The sequence below is a fragment of the Piscinibacter gummiphilus genome, from assembly GCF_002116905.1.
In the GTDB taxonomy this organism is placed as follows: Bacteria; Pseudomonadota; Gammaproteobacteria; order Burkholderiales; family Burkholderiaceae_C; genus Rhizobacter; species Rhizobacter gummiphilus.
This window is the reverse complement of the sequence record NZ_CP015118.1, coordinates 859,294-876,791: the sequence shown is the minus strand read 5'-3', so window position 1 is coordinate 876,791 and position 17,498 is coordinate 859,294. Positions and strand designations below refer to the sequence as shown.

Here is a 17,498-nt window from a genome sequence, read left to right as displayed (position 1 = left end):
GTGTGCCAGTCCGAGAACAACCTCGCTCCTGGTCTACATCCAATATGAACTCTTCGATCGCCTCCGGCTTGCTGAACGCTGCACGAGCACAAGGCCAACCCTTTCGCCACTGGCTGCTGGCCTTGCTGCTGGGCTGCTGCATGACCGCACTGTCTGCATGCGGCTGGGACGATTCCGACGGCGCCGCCGACCCGGGTTCCGGCCAGCCCGGCGATCCGCCCGCGCAACTCACGCCGCCTGCAGGTCTGACCTACGCGATGACTTCCGCCGTCTACGAGGTCGGCCAATCCATCGTGCCGAACCAGCCCAACGCCAGCGGCGGGGCCGTCGCGCGCTACGGCATCGCGCCGCCGCTGCCGGCCGGCCTCGTTCTCGATTCCCTCACGGGCCTCATCAGCGGCACGCCGAGCGCCGTCGCCGCACAAGCCGCCTACGTGGTCACGGCCGAGAACGCCGCGGGCAGCACCACGGCCCGCGTGGACATCGAAGTGCGACAGACGCCCGCGATGCCGGCCGGGCTGACCTACCGCGAAACCGCCGTGGTCTACACCGTGGGCGAAGCCATCGCCCCGAATGCGCCCGCCAGCAGCGGCGGCCCGATTGCCACCTACACCATTGCGCCGACCCTGCCCGCAGGGCTGTCGCTCGACGCGCAAACCGGGGTTGTCAGCGGCACACCGACCGCCGTGACCGCACAGACTTCCCATACGGTCACCGGCACCAACGCCGCGGGCTCGACCGACGTCGCATTGCACATCACGGTCAAGGCGGCGCTGGTCGCGCCGGCCAGTCTCGTCTACAGCGCACCCAAGGTGCTGTATGTCGCAACGGAAGCCATCGTTCCCAACGCCGCGCAGACGACTGGCGGACCGGTCACCACCTTCACGGTGGCGCCGGCGTTGCCGGCGGGCCTGAGCCTCAACGCGCAGACCGGCGCCATCACCGGCACGCCGGCAGCGCCGCAGTCGCTGGCGGCCTACACCGTCACTGCCGTCAACGCTGCGGGCTCGGTGCAGGCGCAGGTGCAGATCGCCACCACCGCGCGCGGCAGCTGGGCCCCCGCCACCACCATCGCGCCCGCCAGGCACTATTTCGCGCTGACGCGCCTGAACGACGGCAAGGTGCTCGCCACGGGCGGCTACACGGCGGGAGGCGTCACCAGCTCGGCCGCACTCTACGATCCGGCGACGGGCACCTGGGCTCCGACCGCTTCGATGCTGGCCGCGCGCAATGGCCACACGGCCACACTGCTCCTGGACGGCAGGGTGCTGGTGGCCGGCGGCAGCGACACGGCGCGCAACGGCGTGCTGCTGACGGAAATCTTCGATCCTGTCGCCAACACCTGGACGGCAACGGGCAGCATCGCGGAGCCGCGCGAATGGCATTCCGCAGCGCGGCTGCCCAACGGCAAGGTCCTGATCGTGGGCGGCCATACTTCGCAGCCCACGCTGAACTTCTCGCAGACCGCGGAACTGTACGATCCCGCCGTCGGCACCTGGACGACCGCGGCGACGCCATTGACAACCCCCCGAAGCCAGCACGCGATGGAATTGCTGCCTGGCGGCAACGCCGTGCTGGTGATCGGCGGCGTCAACCGCAATGGCTTCGTGACCACCGCCGAAGTATTCTCAGTCGACGGCACGTCCACGACGTCGATGCCGATCGGCATCCAGGGCAACCTCTTCCGCTCGGTCATGCTGGCCGACGGCAGCGTGCTGACGCTGGCGGATGGCAGTACCACCGCGTTGCGATTCCAACCGGCCACCTCGACGTGGACCACAAGCACCTTCGCCGCCACCCGCGCCCTGCCCACGCTCACCACCTTGGCCGATGGCCGTGTGCTGCTGGCCGGAGGCGGCAACCTGAACACGGCCGAGGTCTTCCATCCCGATTTCGATGTCTGGACGACGGCGAGCCCGATGGCGACGGGTCGCAGGGCCGCGTCGGCGGTGTTGCTGAACGACGGCCGTGTGCTCACCGTGGGTGGCTTTTCCGGTTCAGGCGAAGTGGACGCCTCCGAGACCTACTTGCCCTGAGCCGATGCGGAGCGATGACGCCGACGCGAGGGCACGGTGACCGATCAGGGAGGATCCATCCGTCTGGATCTTCGCCGCCTTCACCCACCCCGGCCCTCCGCGCCAATTCCGCGCCGCTGTAGTCGGTCAGTTGCTGCGGATTCATGAACCCGGGGGCTGTGGAGTGGAGGGGGCTGTGGGGTCAGATCTCCGGCTGTGGGGTCAGATCTTGCCTTTCGCCTTCCATGGGTGCGGGAGGGAGGCAAAAGGCAAGACGTGACCCCACAGCGCGGGCCTTCAGCAGCGTCGTCTGCAGCTCGACGCCGTCGAGGTCGAGCACGAAGGCGGTCGGGGCAACGGATGTCGCCGTCATGGGCCGATTGTCTTCGCCTGCGCAGACTCCAGGTAAACCCTGAGATCACGCCGGTCTCCCCTCGGAGGCCTCCGCGCCACCTTTGAATCGAATTCAACAATGCATTGAATTCTCGACCGATTCGACGGGCACCCCGTTCTTAAAGTCTCTTCACCGCGGCGTGTGCCGCTTCGACGCCAGGAGAGACTCATGAAGACGTATCGCATCGCCACGATCCCGGGTGACGGCATCGGCAAGGAAGTGGTGCCCGCGGGCCGCCAGGTGCTGGAGGCGCTGGCCGCCACGGGGGCCGGCTTCTCGTTCGAGTTCGAGGACTTCGGCTGGGGCGGCGACTGGTTCCGCGCCCACGGCGAGATGATGCCGGCCAACGGGCTCGACGCGCTGCGCGGCAAGGACGCCATCCTGTTCGGCTCGGCCGGCGACCCGCACATCCCCGACCACGTCACGCTGTGGGGCCTGCGCCTGAAGATCTGCCAGGGCTTCGACCAGTACGCCAACGTGCGCCCCACGCGCATCCTCCCCGGCATCGACGGCCCGCTCAAGCGCTGCAAGGCCGACGACCTGAACTGGGTCATCGTGCGCGAGAACTCCGAAGGCGAGTACTCGGGCGTGGGCGGCCGCGTGCACCAGGGCCACCCGATCGAGGCCGCCACCGACGTGTCGATCATGACGCGCACGGGCGTCGAGCGCATCCTGCGCTTCGCGTTCAAGCTCGCGCAGTCGCGCCCCCGCAAGCAACTCACCGTCATCACGAAGAGCAACGCCCAGCGCCACGCGATGGTGATGTGGGACGAGATCGCCGTGCAGGTCTCGCGCGACTTCCCCGACGTCACCTGGGACAAGGAACTGGTGGACGCCGCCACCGCGCGCATGGTCAACAAGCCGGCGACGCTCGACACCATCGTCGCGACGAACCTGCACGCCGACATCCTGAGCGACCTGGCCGCCGCGCTCGCGGGCAGCCTGGGCATCGCGCCCACCGGCAACATCGACCCGGAACGCCGCTACCCGTCGATGTTCGAGCCCATCCACGGCTCGGCCTTCGACATCATGGGCAAGGGCCTCGCCAACCCGGTGGGCACCTTCTGGTCCGTGGTGATGCTGCTCGAACACCTCGGCGAACACGCCGCGGCCGCCCGCGTGATGCAGGCCATCGAGGCCGTGACGGCCGACCCCTCGCTCCACACCCGCGACCTCGGCGGCACCGCGACGACCGCCCAGGTCACTGCCGCCGTGTGCGCCCGCCTGGCGGCCACGGCCAGCGACCGTCGCGCGGCCTGAATCGGCGGACATGCCGTTCAGCGTGGCGAGGACGACGAACCTGCTGCGCATCGCGCAGGCGTGAGGCCGGCCGGACGACCGCGACGCTGAACCGCGACTCGTTTCCATCAGGGTGATTCGTCGACCCCCATCGACGAAAGCGCCATACTCGCCCTCGCCCTGAACACGCGGGAGGTGATTGTGTCGATGCTCCATTGCATGAAACGCGACCTCGGGCGCCACGTTCGCCTGGCCGTCGCGGCCCTGGTGTTGTTGACGGGCTGCGGCAGCTCGGACAACGACGATCCCCCGATCCTGGAGCGGATGCTGGCCGAGCAGTTCGTGCCCGAGACGAGCCGCCTCGTCACGCTGCAGACCTTCCGCACCGATGACCCGCAGAGCGAGCAGCGGGCAGTCGACAACCTCGCGAGCGCACGCGACTACCTGAACGGGCTGGCCGAGACGTTCAACCGCGGGCAGCGCACGCTGAAGCTAGAACCGTTCGAGTGGCGCGGGGCGGCGGGCACGACCCCGACCCAATGGGTGTTCGGATTCCGCCTCGGCGACGGGCCGAAGAAGATCGCGATCCTGGCGCACCTGGACACGGTCCCCCCCGGCAATGCGGATTGGCGGCCGTTCGAGCCGCGCATCGAGACGCGCGACCACCGCGGCTCGCCCCAGTCCTTCCTGGTGGGCCGGGGGGCCGTGGACGACAAGGGCCCGGCCGTCCTCGGGTTCATCGTGATGCGGGCGCTGGCGAACCTCTACGACGGCACCCGCGCGCTCGACGGGCTGTCGATCGAACTGATCTTCGACACCTCCGAGGAGACCGACTTCTCGACCGCGTACTACTTCCAGCAGGTGGGCGAACCCGACTTCGGCATCGTCTTCGACGCGGCCTGGACGGTCCGCGCGGAGAAGGGGATCGAGCGGCCGGTCTTCACGCTGCCGCTCGGCGCGGCGCCGGGTACCGGCCTCTTCGTCGAAGCCTTCGACAGCGCCCCCGGGGCCACCAACCAGATCCCGGACACGGTGACCGCCCGCATCAACGGCGACAACGCCGCCGCGCTCGACCAGCTGGCGGCCAACGTGGCCGCGCTCTACCAGCAGTACGGATTCGATGATCCGCAGTATCGGCGCGCGCCGCTCGAAGTGTCGCGCGATGCGAACGCGGTGGTGCTCACCACGAAGGTCCTCGGCGCGCAACACGGGTCGGTGCCGGAGCAGAACCGCGCGGACGGGGCGAATCCGGTCGTCTCGCTCTCGAACTTCCTCGCCCACCTGGTGGACGACGGAACGCTCGTGCCGAACAACGTCGGGCGGATGCTCCAGTTCATGGCCTGGGGTTGGGGCACCACCGTGTTCGGCGAGAAGCACCCCGACCTGCTCGAACGCCACGACGAGGTCTTCGCCCAAGGCAACGGAACGACCTACGCGCTGACGCGTGTCACGACCAGTGCGCAGGACGTGGCGCTCCGGATCGACATCCGCTATGCCCTCGGCCACCACGGCACGGCATGGGACGGCCAGACCGAGGGGCTGTTGTCCGGCGGCAGCATCTTTCCCGATGCCTTCGGGCAACTGGTCGACCGCTTCCAGCGGGACCAGCCGGGCCAGGCCATCGCGGTGACGAGCACGAACGCCGCGGCACCCGACGTGCGAAATCCCCAGAGCCCGCTGTTCCAGCGGATCAGCAGCGCCTACGAGCGGGCGGTGGGCTCGCCGATGCCGCTGGCGGCCATCGGCGGGGGCACCGACGCCAAAGGGGTGGTCAACCTCGTCGCGGCCGGCCCGCTCTTCTCGCTGGCGTTCGGCCCGCCGATCAACTACCACGGCCTGGGCGAAGGCGCGCCGATCGAAGACCTGCGGCTCAGCGCGCGCATCCTGTACCAGATCATGCTGGGTGAGGTGGCCAACAAGACCGCGAAATAGCAAGGACGGGCCGCGTTTCCCACCCGACTCAATCCGCCTGGATCTTCGCCGCCTTGACCACCCCCGCCCACCGCGCCAGCTCCGCCCCGCTGTAGTCCGTCAGCTGCTGCGGGTTCATGAACTCCGCCGTCGCGCCGAGTTCGGTGGCCTTCTGCTTGAAGGCCGGCGTCGCCATCACCTTCGCGATCTCGGCCTGGAGCTTGTCGATCACGGGTTTCGGCGTCTTCACCGGTGCGAACACCGCGAACCACGACGTCGCGTCGAGCTTCGGCAGCCCCGCCTCGGCCGCGGTGGGCACGTTGGGCAACGACGGCACGCGGGCCTTGCCCGTGACAGCCAGCGCCCGCAGCTTGCCGGAATGGATGAACGGCATGAACGGTGGTGGCGTGCCGAACGTGAGGTCGACCTGCGAACCCAGCAGGTCCTGCAGTGCGGGACCGGTGCCCTTGTAGGGCACGTGGGTCATCTCGATGCCGGCCTGCTGCTCCAGCATCGCGCCGGTGACGTGCTGCAGCGACCCGTTCCCCGACGACGCGTAGGTCAGCTTGCCCGGATTCGCCTTCGCGTACGCGATCAGCTCGGCGAGCGTCTTCACCGGCAGTCCCTCGCGCACCACGATCACCTGCGGCGCCGCGAGCACGTTCGCCACGGCCTGGAAGTCCTTCGCCTCCCACGGCGTGTTCTTCACCACGTGCGGCGTGATGACGTGGTAGCCCGAGTACTGCATCAGCAGCGTGTACCCGTCGGGTTCGGCGCGCTTGACGGTCGACGCGGCGATGCCGCCGCTCGCCCCCGCGCGGTTGTCGACGACCACGGTCTGCCCGAGCGCCTTCCCGAGGGGCTCGGCCAGCATGCGGGCGGCGATGTCGGTCGTGCCGCCCGCGGCGCTCGACACGATCAGCGTGATTGGCTTGTTCGGCCAGGTGCCGTCGGCCATGGCCCCGCCGCCGCTGCAGGCGGCGAGGAGCAGGACGGCGATCCGGCGGCGTTGGAAGTTCGGCATGGTCAGCTTCTTTCGAGGGAGAGGTGCCGCTCGACGATGTCCTCCACCGCGGACGCCAGGTTCGCCTGGGCCGGCTCGCTGGCCCACGCGACGTGCGGTGTCACCAACAGGTTGGGAATTCCCTCGGCGAGCAGCGGGTGCGAGGGAGGAGGAGGTTCGGTGTCCAGCACGTCGAGGGCCGCGCCGCCCAGGGCCCCGGACCGCAGCGCGTGCACGAGCGCGGCCGCGTCCACGAGAGCGCCGCGACCCGTGTTGATCAGGGTGGCCGTCGGCTTCATCAAGGCCAGGCGACGCGCGTCGATCAGGTGCCGGGTTCGCGGCGTCAGCGGCACGTGGAGCGTCACGGCATCGGCCTCGGCCAGCAGGTCGTCGAGTTCGCGTTCGTCGTCCGCGGGCGGCCGGTTCGGCGACCGGGCGTACAGCACCCGCATCCCGAGGCCGCGGGCCAGCCGGGCGGTGGCTTCGCCGATGCGGCCTCGCCCCACGACACCCAGCAACGCGCCACCCACGCCGCGGATGGCGGGGCCGTGCCAGCAGAAGTGCGGCGAGGCCGACCACCGGCCGTCGACGGCCGCCTGCGCGTAGACCGCCAGCGACCGCCGCGACATCAGCAGCGCCGCGATCACGTGTTCGGCCACCGAGTCCGTGCCGTAGTCGGGCACGTTGCGCACGGCGATACCCAGCGCCTTCGCCGCATCGAGGTCGACGTTGTCGGTGCCGGCCGCGGCCACCACCACCAGCCCCAGCCGTGGCGCGTCATGCAGCTGCTCGCGGGTCAGGCGCACCTTGTTCGTGACGACCACGTCGGCCCGCGCGATGCGCGAAGCGACCTCCTCCGGCCGCGTGGTGTCGTGCGGTTCGTAGGCGACGGGTGTCGCGAAGCTCAGCGGCAGCGGCAGCGGCAGGCTGCCCGCATCGAGGAACACGACGGTGGGGATGCTCATGGCGCCGGCTCCGAGATTTCGATCAGGTTGAGGTCGGGGTCCCGCACGTACACCGAACGGATGCGCGACGTGGCGCCCGTGCGCATCACGGGTCCTTCGGCGATCGGGACACCGAGCGCCTCCAGACGCGCGATCACCGCGTCCAGCCGCACCGCCGCGATGAAGCAGAGGTCCAGCGCCCCCGGCACCGGCGTGTGCGCCTTCGGCTCGAACTCCCGGCCCTTGACGTGCAGGTTGATCTTCTGCGACCCGAACACAAAGGCCTTGCGTTCCACGGGCGGCGTACCGCCGACGAACGATTCGAGCCGCATGCCCAGCACCTCCGTGTAGAAGCGGACGCAGGCGGCTTCGTGCGCGGTCGTCAGCACGAGGTGGTCCAGGTGGTCGATCATGCGGACCTCGCCAGCGCCCGCTCGTGGATCGCCTCGAAGCCTTCGGGCGGTGCGTGCCGCGTCAACCGTTCCCCGGCGCGGGACAGCTGCGACGGCACGTCGTGGCCGATCAGCCCGGCCAGCTGGTGCGCCGCGCCGATCAGTGCCGGCACGGACAGCCCCGTGTCGTAGCCCATGCACTCGAGCATGTGCACCACGTCCTCCGTGGCCACGTTACCCGACGCACCCGGCGCGTAGGGGCAGCCGCCGATGCCGCCCAGCGACATGTCGAACTGTCGGATGCCGGCCTCGACCGCGGCGACCGTATTCACCAGCCCCATCGCGCGGGTATTGTGGAAGTGCGCGGTGAAGGCGAGCGACGGCTGGCGGCGCAGCGCCTTCTCGCAGACGTCCTGCACCTGCGTCGGGTACGCCATGCCCGTCGTGTCGCACAGCGTGATGCCCTGCGCCCCCGCCTCCGCGAAGCGGTCGATCCAGCCGAGCACGCCGTCGAGCGGCACCTCCCCCTCCATCGGGCAGCCGAAGACGCACGACAGCGACACGTTGACCGGCACCCGCGCGTCGCGCGCCAGCACCATCACGTCGAGCAGCTGGCGGAACGACTGGTCCCGCGTCATGCGCAGGTTGGCGAGGTTGTGCGTCTCGCTCGCCGACATGACGAGGTTGAACTCGTCCGTGTGGCATTCGAGGGCCCGCTCGCCGCCCCGCACGTTCGGCACGAGCGCGGTGTAGACGACACCGGGCGCACGCCGGATGCGGTGCATCACCGCCTCGGCGTCGCGCAGCGCCGGGATGGCCTGCGGCGACGTGAACGAGGTGACCTCGATCTTCGCGTAGCCGAGACTGCTCAGCGTGTCCACGAGCGCGACCTTGTCGTCGGTCTCGACGAAGCGGCATTCCGCCTGCAACCCGTCGCGCGTTCCCACTTCGTTGATGGCGAGCCGTCGCCCGTTGCCTGCCTGCATGGTGTCCTCTCCTTCCTGTCGGGGTCAGCCGCGTGCGGGCCAGCCGCGCGCGGAGACCACCTCCGCGGTGTGTTCGCCGAGGCGAGGCGCGGGCGACGCGATGCGCCCCGGCGTGGCGCTCAGCTTCGGCACGATGCCGGGCACCTTGAGCACCGAGCCGTCGGAGGTCACGGCCTCGACGATCATCTCGCGTGCCAGGTACTGCGGGTCGCGGGCGATGTCGTCCACGGCGTAGACCTTGCCGGCCGGCACCCCGGCCTCGTCGAGCACCGCGAGCACCTCTTCGAGCGGCTTCACCGCCGTCCACGCCTCGATGGCCGCGTCGATCTCGTCGACGCGGGCCACGCGGCCGTCGTTGCGGGCGAGCGCGGGATCGTTCTCGAGGTCGGGCCGCCCGATGGTGGCCATCAACCGCTTGAAGATGCTGTCGCCGTTGCCCGCGACGAGCGCGTACTTGCCGTCCGCGCAGCGGTACGCGTTGGTGGGCGCGATGCCGGGCAGCGCGCTGCCCGACCGCACGCGCACGGCGCCGAAGGCGTCGTACTCGGGCAGCAGGCTTTCCATCACGTTGAACACGCTTTCGTAGAGGGCCACGTCGACCACCTGGCCTTCGCCGCCGCGGGCGTCGCGGTGGTACAGCGCGGTGAGCACACCGATCACGCCGTGCAGCGCGGAGAGCGTGTCGCCGATGGAGATGCCGCAGCGCACCGGCACGCGGCCCGGCTCGCCCGTCAGGTGGCGCAGCCCGCCCATCGCCTCGCCCAGCACGCCGAAGCCCGGCTTGTGGCGGTACGGCCCGGTCTGCCCGTAGCCGGAGATGCGCAGCATGATCAGGCGCGGGTTCAGCGCGTGCAGCACGTCCCAGCCGATGCCCCACTTCTCGAGCGTGCCGGGCTTGAAATTCTCGATCACGACGTCCGCCTCGCGGGCGAGTTCGCGCACGAGCGACTGGCCCTCCTCGCTGCGCAGGTCGGCGGCCACCGAACGCTTGTTGCGCGATTGCACCTCCCACCACACCGACGTGCCGTCGCGCAGCATCCGCCACTTGCGCAGCGGATCGCCCACGTCCTGCGGCTCGACCTTGATCACGTCGGCCCCGAACTCGGCGAGCGTCTTGCCCGCGAAGGGGCCCGCGATCAGCTGCCCCAGTTCGATGACCTTGAGTCCCTTCAGTGCGTCCATGCCGGTTCCTCGTTGCATGGAACGGACTCTAGGCCGCGCCGGTCCGCCGCGGAATTGCCGAGTGGACAACGCCCCTTCGCGTTTCGCGAAGTCCGTAGAATTCCCTGGATGGACCGGTTGATCAATCCCGCGCGCATCGACTTCGTCACGCTGCGGCTGTTCTGCGCGGTCGCCGAATCCGGCAGCATCACGAAGGGCGCGCAGGCGTGCAACCTGGCGCTCTCCGCCGCGAGCCGCCGGCTGGCCGACTTCGAGAGCGCCTCGGGCACGCGGTTGCTGGAACGCTCCGCGCAAGGGGTGTCGCTGACCCCGGCCGGCCATGTGGCGATGCAGCATGCGCTGCGGCTCTTCCAGGGCTTCGAGCAGCTCAGCAGCGAACTCGGCGACTACTCCCGCGGCGTGCGCGGCCATGTGCGGCTGTGGGCCAACATGTCCTCGCTGACGGAGTACCTGCCCGAGCGCCTCGCCGCCTTCCTCGAGGCACAGCCCGACATCCGCGTCGAGGTCGAGGAGCAGCTCAGTGGCGAGACCGCCCGCGCGCTGGTGGACGGGCTGGCCGACATCGGCATCTTCGCCGACAACACCCCCACGCACGGGCTCGACGTCGAACGGTTCCAGGAGGACCGCCTCGCGGTGCTCTGCTCACGAAAGCACCCGCTGGCCCGGCGCCGGAAGGTGACGTACGCCGAATGCCTCGACCACGAGTTCGTCGGGCTCAACCGCGGCAGCTCGCTGCTGGAGCTGACCTCGCGGGCGGCGCAGTTGGCCGGCAAGGCGATGCAGCTGCGCGTTCAGGTCCGCAGCTTCGACGCGATGTGCCGCATGATCGAGGCCAACCTCGGCATCGGCGTGCTGCCCGTCGGGGTGTTGCGCACCCCGGTGCCGAAGTCGCTCGCGGTGATCGACCTGGACGAACCCTGGGCACACCGCCACCTGTTGCTCGGCATGGCCGCGGGGCGCGACCCGTCGCCCGCGGCCCTGCTGCTGCGAGATCACCTGCTCGCGTCGGCCCGCGTCAATCCAGCGTGACGTTCGCCGCCTTCACGAGCTTCGCGTAGCGCTCGGTGTCGGACTTGATCAGCTGCCCCATCTGCGCGGGCGAGTCCCCGATGGGCTCCGCACCGATCTCCTCCATGCGCTTGCGGAAGTCCGGCGACGCGATGATCTTCGTCATCTCGCTGCTCAGGCGCGCCACGATGTCCTTCGGCGTGGCCGCGGGCGCCAGCACGCCGAACCAGGTGCCGAGGTCGAAGCCCTTCAAGCCCTGTTCGTCGAGCGTGGGGACGTTCGGCAGCGCCGTGGAACGTTTCGCCGTGGTCACCGCGAGCGGGCGCAGCTTGCCGGCCTTGATGTGTGGCAGCACCGGCGTGATGGTGTCGAACGACATCGTGATCTGGCCGCCGATCAGGTCGGTGGTCAGCGGGCCGCTGCCCTTGTAGGGGATGTGCAGCAGTTCGGTCTGGGTGAGGGAGGCGAACTGCGTGCCGATCAGATGCTGGGCCGTGCCGTTGCCGTTGGAGCCGTACGTGAACTTGTCCTTCTTCGCGAGCGCGACCAGCGACTTCACGTCGGTCGCCTTCGTCGCTTCGCTGATCACGAGCACGTTGGGCACGAGGGCCACCGTGGTGATGGGCGCGAAGTCCTTCTCGAAGCTGTACGGCAGCTTCTTGTAGACGCTGGTGGCGATGGTGTGGTGCACCGCACCCATCAGCAGCGTGTAGCCATCGGGCTTCGACTTGGCGACGTAGTCGGCGCCGAGCGTGGCGCCCGCGCCCGGCTTGTTCTCCACGATGACCGTCTGGCCCAGCGACTGTCCGAGCTTCTCGCCCAGCGCACGCGCCAGCACGTCGGTGGTGCCGCCGGGCGGGAACGGCACGATCAGCGTCACCGGCTTCGTCGGATACGCCTGCGCGAACGCCTGGCCGGCCAGCACCAGCAGGGCCGCGGCGCCGAGGGTCTTCAGGGTGGGGGAACACGTCGTCGATCGCATCTCGCTCTCCAAGGGACTCAAGGGGATGGTCTGCACTCTATGGAGTGGACAGGTGCGCGATGCGGGCCTAGAGTCAACTCACTCTTAACCTGTTTTCAACAAACCATGCTGGTTTCCCCAGGCGCACAGCCTTCCGAACTAGGGTTCTTCTCTACCCTGGCCGCCGCCGGCAGCCTGAGCGCGGCGGCGCGCGAACTGGGCCTCACCACCGCCGCGGTGAGCAAGCGGCTGACGAACATGGAGGCCCGGCTGGGGGTCGCGCTGGTCGTGCGCACCACGCGCCGCATGAACCTCACGCCCGAGGGCGACCTGTACCTGATGCACGCGCGGCGCATCCTCTCCGAGATCGACGAGATGGAGCAGTTGCTCGGCAGCGCGAAGGGCCAGCCCACGGGGCTGCTGCGCGTGAACGCCACGCTCGGCTTCGGGCGCAGCTACCTCGCGCCGGTGGTCTCGCGCTTCGCGCGCGCGAACCCGTCGGTGGAGGTGCAGCTGCAGCTGTCGGTGAACCCGCCGCCGCTCAGCGACGACGCGTACGACGTCTGCATCCGCTTCGGCGAACCGCCCGACGCGCGGGTGGTGGCGCGGCGGCTCGCGGAGAACCGGCGGCTGCTGTGCGCGTCGCCGGCGTACCTCGCGGAGCATGGCACGCCCCGCTCGCCGTCGGACCTCACCCGCCACAACTGCATCGGCATCCGCCAGGGCGACGAAAGCTTCGGCGTGTGGAAGCTCACGAGCCGCCGCGGCGCCAACCAGCGCACCGAGTCCGTCAAGACCCGCGGCAGCCTGTCCACCAACGACGGCGAGATCGCCGTGAAGTGGGCGCTGGAAGGCCATGGCGTGCTGATGCGCGCCGAATGGGACGTGCGCCGCTACCTGCGCAGCGGCCGGCTCGTGGAGGTGCTGCCGCAGTACCGCACGCCCGACGCCGACATCTACGCGATCTACGCGCAACGCCACCAGCTGTCGCCGCGGGTGCGCGCGTTCGTGCGGTTCGTGGAGCTGGCCTTCGCGAAGGTCAGCGCCGACCACGAACCCTGACGCGGCCCGTCACGGACGCCACGCGGGCGTGGTGCGCGGGTTGACGTCGGTGGCCGCGCCCACGGTGGACGTGGCATCGACGAAGCCCGAACGGTTGCCCGCCGACAGGTTGAGCCCCGCGCCGCGGTACTCCACGTCGCCATGCAGGTTCAGCGTGCCCGACGCCTGCTGGTTCGCCTCGAAGAAGCCGAGCGGGTAGAAGGTGGTGCGCACCTGCGCCGAACCCGAGACCGTGAAGGCGCTGTTGGTGGCGCCCACCACACTCAGGCCACCCACGGTGCCGCCGGTGACCGAACCGTTGTAGACGATGGCCTGGTCCTCGATGCGGGCGGTGCCCGACGCGCGGCCATTCGGCAGGATGGTGGCGTACGGCCCCACGTACACGGTGGACGGCGTGCTCGACGGCGCGCAGCCGCCGCCGTTGCCGTGGCGCACGGTGCCCGACGGGCACGCGTCGCGCTGGCCGCCCTGGAAGCCTTGCGGCCAGGCGTTCGCCAGTTCGACCATGTATGCATGGCGCCGGATCGTGCCGTAGGCCTGGTCCCAGACGATGGTGTCGAACACCGACGGCGTGGCCGCCACCACGAGGAACAGCGGCTCGCCCGCGTTGACCTTGAAGGTGAGGTCGGCGTCGAGCCCCTTCTGCAGCGCGCTGTAGCGGGCCGACGTGAACTGCGTGTTCGTGGCGACGAGGCCCCAGCGGAAATCGGTGCCCGCCCCCGCCGCGTCGATGCCGCGGAACTTCACCGTCACGGTGGTGGCCCCGTTCTCCGGGAACAGCCGCACGACGTTGTAGCCGAAGCGCTGCGGTGACCCGAAGTACGGCGAGGTGAAGCGCCGGTTCGCCGCCCAGTTCGTGTCGAGCGCCTCCAGCGGCATCAGGCGGCGCAGCCGTTCGGGCCGGTCGGTGGCGGTGATGTTGCCGTAGCTCGTGCGGAAGGCCGCGGGCGTGGCGCGGTAGTCCCACACGACGTTGTGCATCGCCCAGTCGCCGATGAAGTCGTTGAGCTGCGCGAGGGTCCAGCCGCGGGACTTCTGGATGTTGGTGAGCGGGTCGGCCCCCGACGTGGTCCAGATCTGCGTGACCGCCTCGGGGCCGTGCTTGTCCTTCAGGTACTCCATGAACTGCCAGTTGCAGTACCGGTCGCGCGTGGACCCGAGGTACAGGTGCGGCGCGTTGGGCAGCATCTCGGAGCAGTGCACGTTGCCCTGGTACTCGGGTAGCTGGTGCGGCGTGAAGTTCGCGTGGCTCTCGAAGATCCAGCCGCAGGTGTTGGACTGGTTGCACGCCAGGCCGCCGTTGCTCGCGGCCCACGACTGCCAGCCGTGGGTGAACTCGTGCGTGAGGCCCCAGTGGTCCTTCAGCGCGGCGGGGGCGATCCACATGCCCAGGTGCAGCTTGCGCTGGCTGTCGGTCCAGGCTCCGCCGGTCAGGCCCCAGCCGGAGTGGATGTGGACCGCCGCCTTGATCTTGTCGGCCTGGTTGTGGAAAGGCTCGGGCATGAACAGGTTCGAGTCGAACAGGTTCAGCCAGACGGTGTTCTCGAGGGTCTCGGCGGCGAGGGTCAGGTCGGCGTCGGAGACCGCCTCGTCCGAATAGAACGCGAAGTGGGCCGACTCCTTCACGAGCACGAAGGCGGCCTGCTCGGGGTTCGGGCCGCCGGCGCGCCAGGTGCCGGGGGTCACCGCCGGCTTCGGCGTGGCGCCGGTGGGGGCCCAGGTCGTCACGGTCGTGCCGGCGTCGACGACGGCGGGGGCCGGTGCGGGGGCTGGCGCGGGTGCGGGTGCGGGCGCTGGCGCTGGCGCTGGCGCTGGCGCTGGCGCTGGGGCTGGGGCTGGGGCTGGGGCTGGGGCTGGGGCTGGGGCTGGGGCTGGAGATGGAGATGGTGCAGGCGCAGCCGTCGGCGGCGAAACCACATCGTTTCCGCTTCCACCGCCCCCACCACAGGCGGCGACCAGTGCGATCAGGGGCACGAGCACCGCGAGGCGGGTCGACGACGGGGCAGGAGCGCGGCGGAAGGCCATGGGCGATGAGTCCGGGGTCAGTGGGAGGAACCGCATCCCCTTCCGACTCCGCCCACGCCGCTGAAGGGTTGCAGCACGACGGCGCGCATGTTGCCTCGCGATCGGCCCCGGGGGGCACGGGCGATCAGGTAATTTCTGTAAGCGTGTTCAGCAATCCGGACACTCGCTGATCAAGTCGGCCCCCGTCTCCTCGTCGACCCCGCGGTCGATCACCGTGTGCCCCCGGCACGTGAGGCACAGCACGGCGGGCGCCTCCGCGAGCCCCTGCCAACAGGCGTCCTGCACCCGGCTTGGCGCCTCGTGCGCCGCGGCGGCCTCCGGCGTGGCCGCGTCGGCCCGCCAGGCTTCACCGTCCCAGCAGGTGAACGGACCACCGGGCCAGCGGCGGCGATAGACCCCCACGTGCACCGGGCGCACCGCCGGATCGAACCACGGCGTCGTCGTCATGCGGCGCCCTCCCCGGCCGGATGGGCCTGGGCCAGCGCCAGGGCGGACATCACCTCCTCGTCCTCCACCTGCGGGAAGCGGTCGTACCAGACGGCCACCGCATGGAACGGCTCGGGCATCTCGGCGCACACCACCGCGTCGCACACGCGGTGGACCCGCTCGCAGGCATCGCGCGAGGCCACGGGCAGCACGGCGACGATGCGCGCCGGGTGAAGCTGGCGCAGCGCCTCGGCGGCCACCCGCATCGTGGCGCCCGTGGCCGCGCCGTCGTCCACCAGCAGCACCGTGCGGCCGCGCACGTCGATCGGCGGGCGGTCGTCGCGGTAGGCGTGCTCGCGGCGCGCCAGTTCCTCGGCCTCGTCGGCCGTCACGGCATCCACCGTCTCGGGATGGATCTCGAGCGACGAGACGATGTCCTCGTTCAGCACCCGTGTGCCGCCACTCGCGATGGCGCCCATCGCCAGCTCGGGCTGGCCGGGCACCCCCAGCTTGCGCACGATGAACACATCGAGCGGCGCATCCAGCGCGCTGGCCAGTTCGGCCGCCACCGGCACCCCGCCGCGCGGCAGCGCGAGCACGGTGACGTCGGGGCGGTGGGCGAAGCGGGACAGCCGCTGCGCCAGGTCGCGCCCCGCGTGGCGACGGTCTTCGAAGGGGGCTCGGGTCATGACGGCAACTCCAGGCGGACAACACGTCCCCACGTGGCAATCCGCATGCCTCGTCAGCCCGCGCGCAGCAGCTCCCAGGGGTAGATGCCGCGGTCGTGGCCGTCGCGGAAGACCAGTTGCAGGGCGTACTGTCCGACCGGTTCCGCGCCCGCGAGTTCCGCGCCCTCGCCCGTCGGTGCCCGGCCGGCGAGCCGCAACGACCGGCAATCGCCGCAGCGGCAGGCCGCGCGCAGGCGCGAGGCCGGCCACTCGACGACGGCGTCGGGCCAGCGCACCGTCAACCGGCCCCGGCCGAGTTCGACCGCCTCGGGTGCGGCGGTCATCGCGCGATCCGCCCGAGCGCCAGGCGCGCGGCCTTGCGCACCTCGGGATCGGCATCGGCCGCGGCCACCTCCAGCGCCGGCACGCCGGCCGGGTCGCCCACCTCGCCGAGCGCGATGGCCGCCTCCTTGCGCAGGTTGGCGATCGGATGGGCGAGCGCCTCGGTCAGCTCGGGCAGCGCCGCGGGGTCCCGCAGGCGGCCGAGCGCCCGGGCGGCGCGCAGGCGCACCTGCCAGCGTTCGTCCGACATCGCGGCCTGGAGCGCCGGCACCGACGCCGCGGGACGCAACTTCGCGAGCGTGCCGGCGGCCTCCTCGCGCACGGGCCAGGCGGCATCGGACAGCGCCGACTCCAGCGCCACCCGAACCGACTCGATCTCCTCGTCCCCGTCGGCCAGGCCCAGCGCGCCAACCGCCGCTCGGCGCACCTCGGGGTCGCTGTCACCCGTGGCCAGCCCCGCCAGCACGGGCAAGGCGTCCGAGCGCTTGAGCCAGCCGAGCACGCCCACGGCCTCTCGGCGCACGGCGGCGTCGCCACTCGCCACGGCCTCCAGCGCCGGCTCACCCGCCGCGGGCAGCCGCAGCTCGCGCAGCGCACGCAACGCGGCGGCGCGCACCGACGCGTCGGCATGGCGTGCCCACGGCAGCAGGCGTTCGCCCGAGCGGGGGTCCTTCAGTTCGGTGAGGCTTTGCGCGGCGGTGGCGCGCACCGTGGTGTCGTGATCGAGCAGCGCGTTTGCCAGCGCATCGACCACCTCGGGCGTGTCCCAGCTCGCGAGCCGGCGCGCGGCCTCGTCGCGCACGATGGGCGCAGGGTCGGTCGACAGCGCCGACACGAGCGCCGGCAGGCCGGCCTCGTCCTCGTCGTCGGCCAGTTCGAGCAGGGCGATGCGGCGCACCGCGGGGTCGTCGCTCGACAGGCGGGCGGACAGCGTCATGTG

17 protein-coding genes are annotated in these 17,498 nt (G+C 70.6%); 5 read left to right on the top strand and 12 right to left on the bottom strand.

Going from position 1 to position 17,498, the window contains the following annotated elements; all coding sequences use genetic code 11:
* Positions 1 to 44 precede the first annotated feature (44 nt).
* Complete coding sequence (locus tag A4W93_RS03985; protein WP_085749376.1) at positions 45 to 2,036, top strand: putative Ig domain-containing protein; 1,992 nt, start codon at positions 45 to 47, stop codon at positions 2,034 to 2,036.
* Positions 2,037 to 2,217: 181 nt separating this feature from the next.
* Here the strand turns inward: A4W93_RS03985 and A4W93_RS29470 are convergent, their stop codons facing one another.
* Positions 2,218 to 2,388: a hypothetical protein gene (locus A4W93_RS29470; protein WP_157131585.1), complete on the bottom strand. Its 171-nt coding sequence runs from the start codon at positions 2,386 to 2,388 to the stop codon at positions 2,218 to 2,220.
* 189 nt (positions 2,389 to 2,577) lie between these two features.
* Between A4W93_RS29470 and A4W93_RS03980 the strand changes: the two genes are divergently transcribed.
* Complete coding sequence (locus tag A4W93_RS03980) at positions 2,578 to 3,669, top strand: tartrate dehydrogenase (RefSeq protein WP_085749375.1); 1,092 nt, start codon at positions 2,578 to 2,580, stop codon at positions 3,667 to 3,669.
* Between the two features lie 198 nt (positions 3,670 to 3,867).
* On the top strand, positions 3,868 to 5,580 hold the full coding sequence (locus tag A4W93_RS03975; RefSeq protein ID WP_085749374.1) for a M20/M25/M40 family metallo-hydrolase: 1,713 nt from the start codon (positions 3,868 to 3,870) through the stop codon (positions 5,578 to 5,580).
* Between the two features lie 28 nt (positions 5,581 to 5,608).
* Here A4W93_RS03975 and A4W93_RS03970 read toward each other — a convergent pair whose 3' ends face one another.
* From A4W93_RS03970 to A4W93_RS03950, 5 genes are read right to left on the bottom strand one after another with little or no spacing between them, the layout of a single operon-like run.
* Complete coding sequence (locus tag A4W93_RS03970) at positions 5,609 to 6,583, bottom strand: Bug family tripartite tricarboxylate transporter substrate binding protein (RefSeq protein WP_085749373.1); 975 nt, start codon at positions 6,581 to 6,583, stop codon at positions 5,609 to 5,611.
* A 2-nt stretch (positions 6,584 to 6,585) separates the two neighbouring features.
* Positions 6,586 to 7,527 (bottom strand): NAD(P)-dependent oxidoreductase, encoded by a 942-nt coding sequence (locus A4W93_RS03965; RefSeq protein ID WP_085749372.1) that lies wholly within the window; start codon positions 7,525 to 7,527, stop codon positions 6,586 to 6,588.
* A complete protein-coding gene (locus A4W93_RS03960; protein WP_085749371.1) occupies positions 7,524 to 7,919 on the bottom strand; it encodes a VOC family protein in 396 nt (131 codons plus the stop codon). Before A4W93_RS03960 ends, A4W93_RS03965 begins: the two co-directional genes overlap by 4 nt.
* Positions 7,916 to 8,884 (bottom strand): hydroxymethylglutaryl-CoA lyase, encoded by a 969-nt coding sequence (locus tag A4W93_RS03955; protein ID WP_085749370.1) that lies wholly within the window; start codon positions 8,882 to 8,884, stop codon positions 7,916 to 7,918. The genes A4W93_RS03960 and A4W93_RS03955 overlap by 4 nt, the downstream gene beginning before the upstream one ends.
* Positions 8,885 to 8,908: 24 nt before the next feature.
* On the bottom strand, positions 8,909 to 10,066 hold the full coding sequence (locus tag A4W93_RS03950) for a CaiB/BaiF CoA transferase family protein (RefSeq protein WP_085749369.1): 1,158 nt from the start codon (positions 10,064 to 10,066) through the stop codon (positions 8,909 to 8,911).
* Between the two features lie 108 nt (positions 10,067 to 10,174).
* Between A4W93_RS03950 and A4W93_RS03945 the strand changes: the two genes are divergently transcribed.
* The gene (locus A4W93_RS03945) at positions 10,175 to 11,095 is read left to right on the top strand and encodes a LysR family transcriptional regulator (protein ID WP_085749368.1); all 921 of its coding nucleotides are present in this window, start codon (positions 10,175 to 10,177) and stop codon (positions 11,093 to 11,095) included.
* Here the strand turns inward: A4W93_RS03945 and A4W93_RS03940 are convergent.
* Positions 11,082 to 12,056 (bottom strand): Bug family tripartite tricarboxylate transporter substrate binding protein, encoded by a 975-nt coding sequence (locus A4W93_RS03940; RefSeq protein WP_085749367.1) that lies wholly within the window; start codon positions 12,054 to 12,056, stop codon positions 11,082 to 11,084. The two genes, A4W93_RS03945 and A4W93_RS03940, sit on opposite strands and share 14 nt — an antisense overlap.
* A 105-nt stretch (positions 12,057 to 12,161) precedes the next feature.
* Here A4W93_RS03940 and A4W93_RS03935 point away from each other — a divergent pair, with 105 nt between their 5' ends.
* Positions 12,162 to 13,097 (top strand): LysR family transcriptional regulator, encoded by a 936-nt coding sequence (locus tag A4W93_RS03935; protein WP_085749366.1) that lies wholly within the window; start codon positions 12,162 to 12,164, stop codon positions 13,095 to 13,097.
* A 9-nt stretch (positions 13,098 to 13,106) separates the two neighbouring features.
* Here the strand turns inward: A4W93_RS03935 and A4W93_RS03930 are convergent, their stop codons facing one another.
* From A4W93_RS03930 to A4W93_RS03905, 5 genes are all read right to left on the bottom strand, one after another.
* The gene (locus A4W93_RS03930; protein ID WP_174694875.1) at positions 13,107 to 14,825 is read right to left on the bottom strand and encodes a DUF6055 domain-containing protein; all 1,719 of its coding nucleotides are present in this window, start codon (positions 14,823 to 14,825) and stop codon (positions 13,107 to 13,109) included.
* 444 nt (positions 14,826 to 15,269) lie between these two features.
* Entirely contained in the window at positions 15,270 to 15,569 is a 300-nt protein-coding gene (locus A4W93_RS03920) for a hypothetical protein (protein ID WP_085749365.1), read from the bottom strand.
* Positions 15,566 to 16,237: a phosphoribosyltransferase gene (locus tag A4W93_RS03915; protein ID WP_085749364.1), complete on the bottom strand. Its 672-nt coding sequence runs from the start codon at positions 16,235 to 16,237 to the stop codon at positions 15,566 to 15,568. The genes A4W93_RS03920 and A4W93_RS03915 overlap by 4 nt, the downstream gene beginning before the upstream one ends.
* A gap of 53 nt (positions 16,238 to 16,290) precedes the next feature.
* A complete protein-coding gene (locus A4W93_RS03910) occupies positions 16,291 to 16,560 on the bottom strand; it encodes a DUF971 domain-containing protein (protein ID WP_085749363.1) in 270 nt (89 codons plus the stop codon).
* On the bottom strand, positions 16,557 to 17,495 hold the full coding sequence (locus A4W93_RS03905; protein WP_085749362.1) for a HEAT repeat domain-containing protein: 939 nt from the start codon (positions 17,493 to 17,495) through the stop codon (positions 16,557 to 16,559). The genes A4W93_RS03910 and A4W93_RS03905 overlap by 4 nt, the downstream gene beginning before the upstream one ends.
* Positions 17,496 to 17,498: the final 3 nt, after the last annotated feature.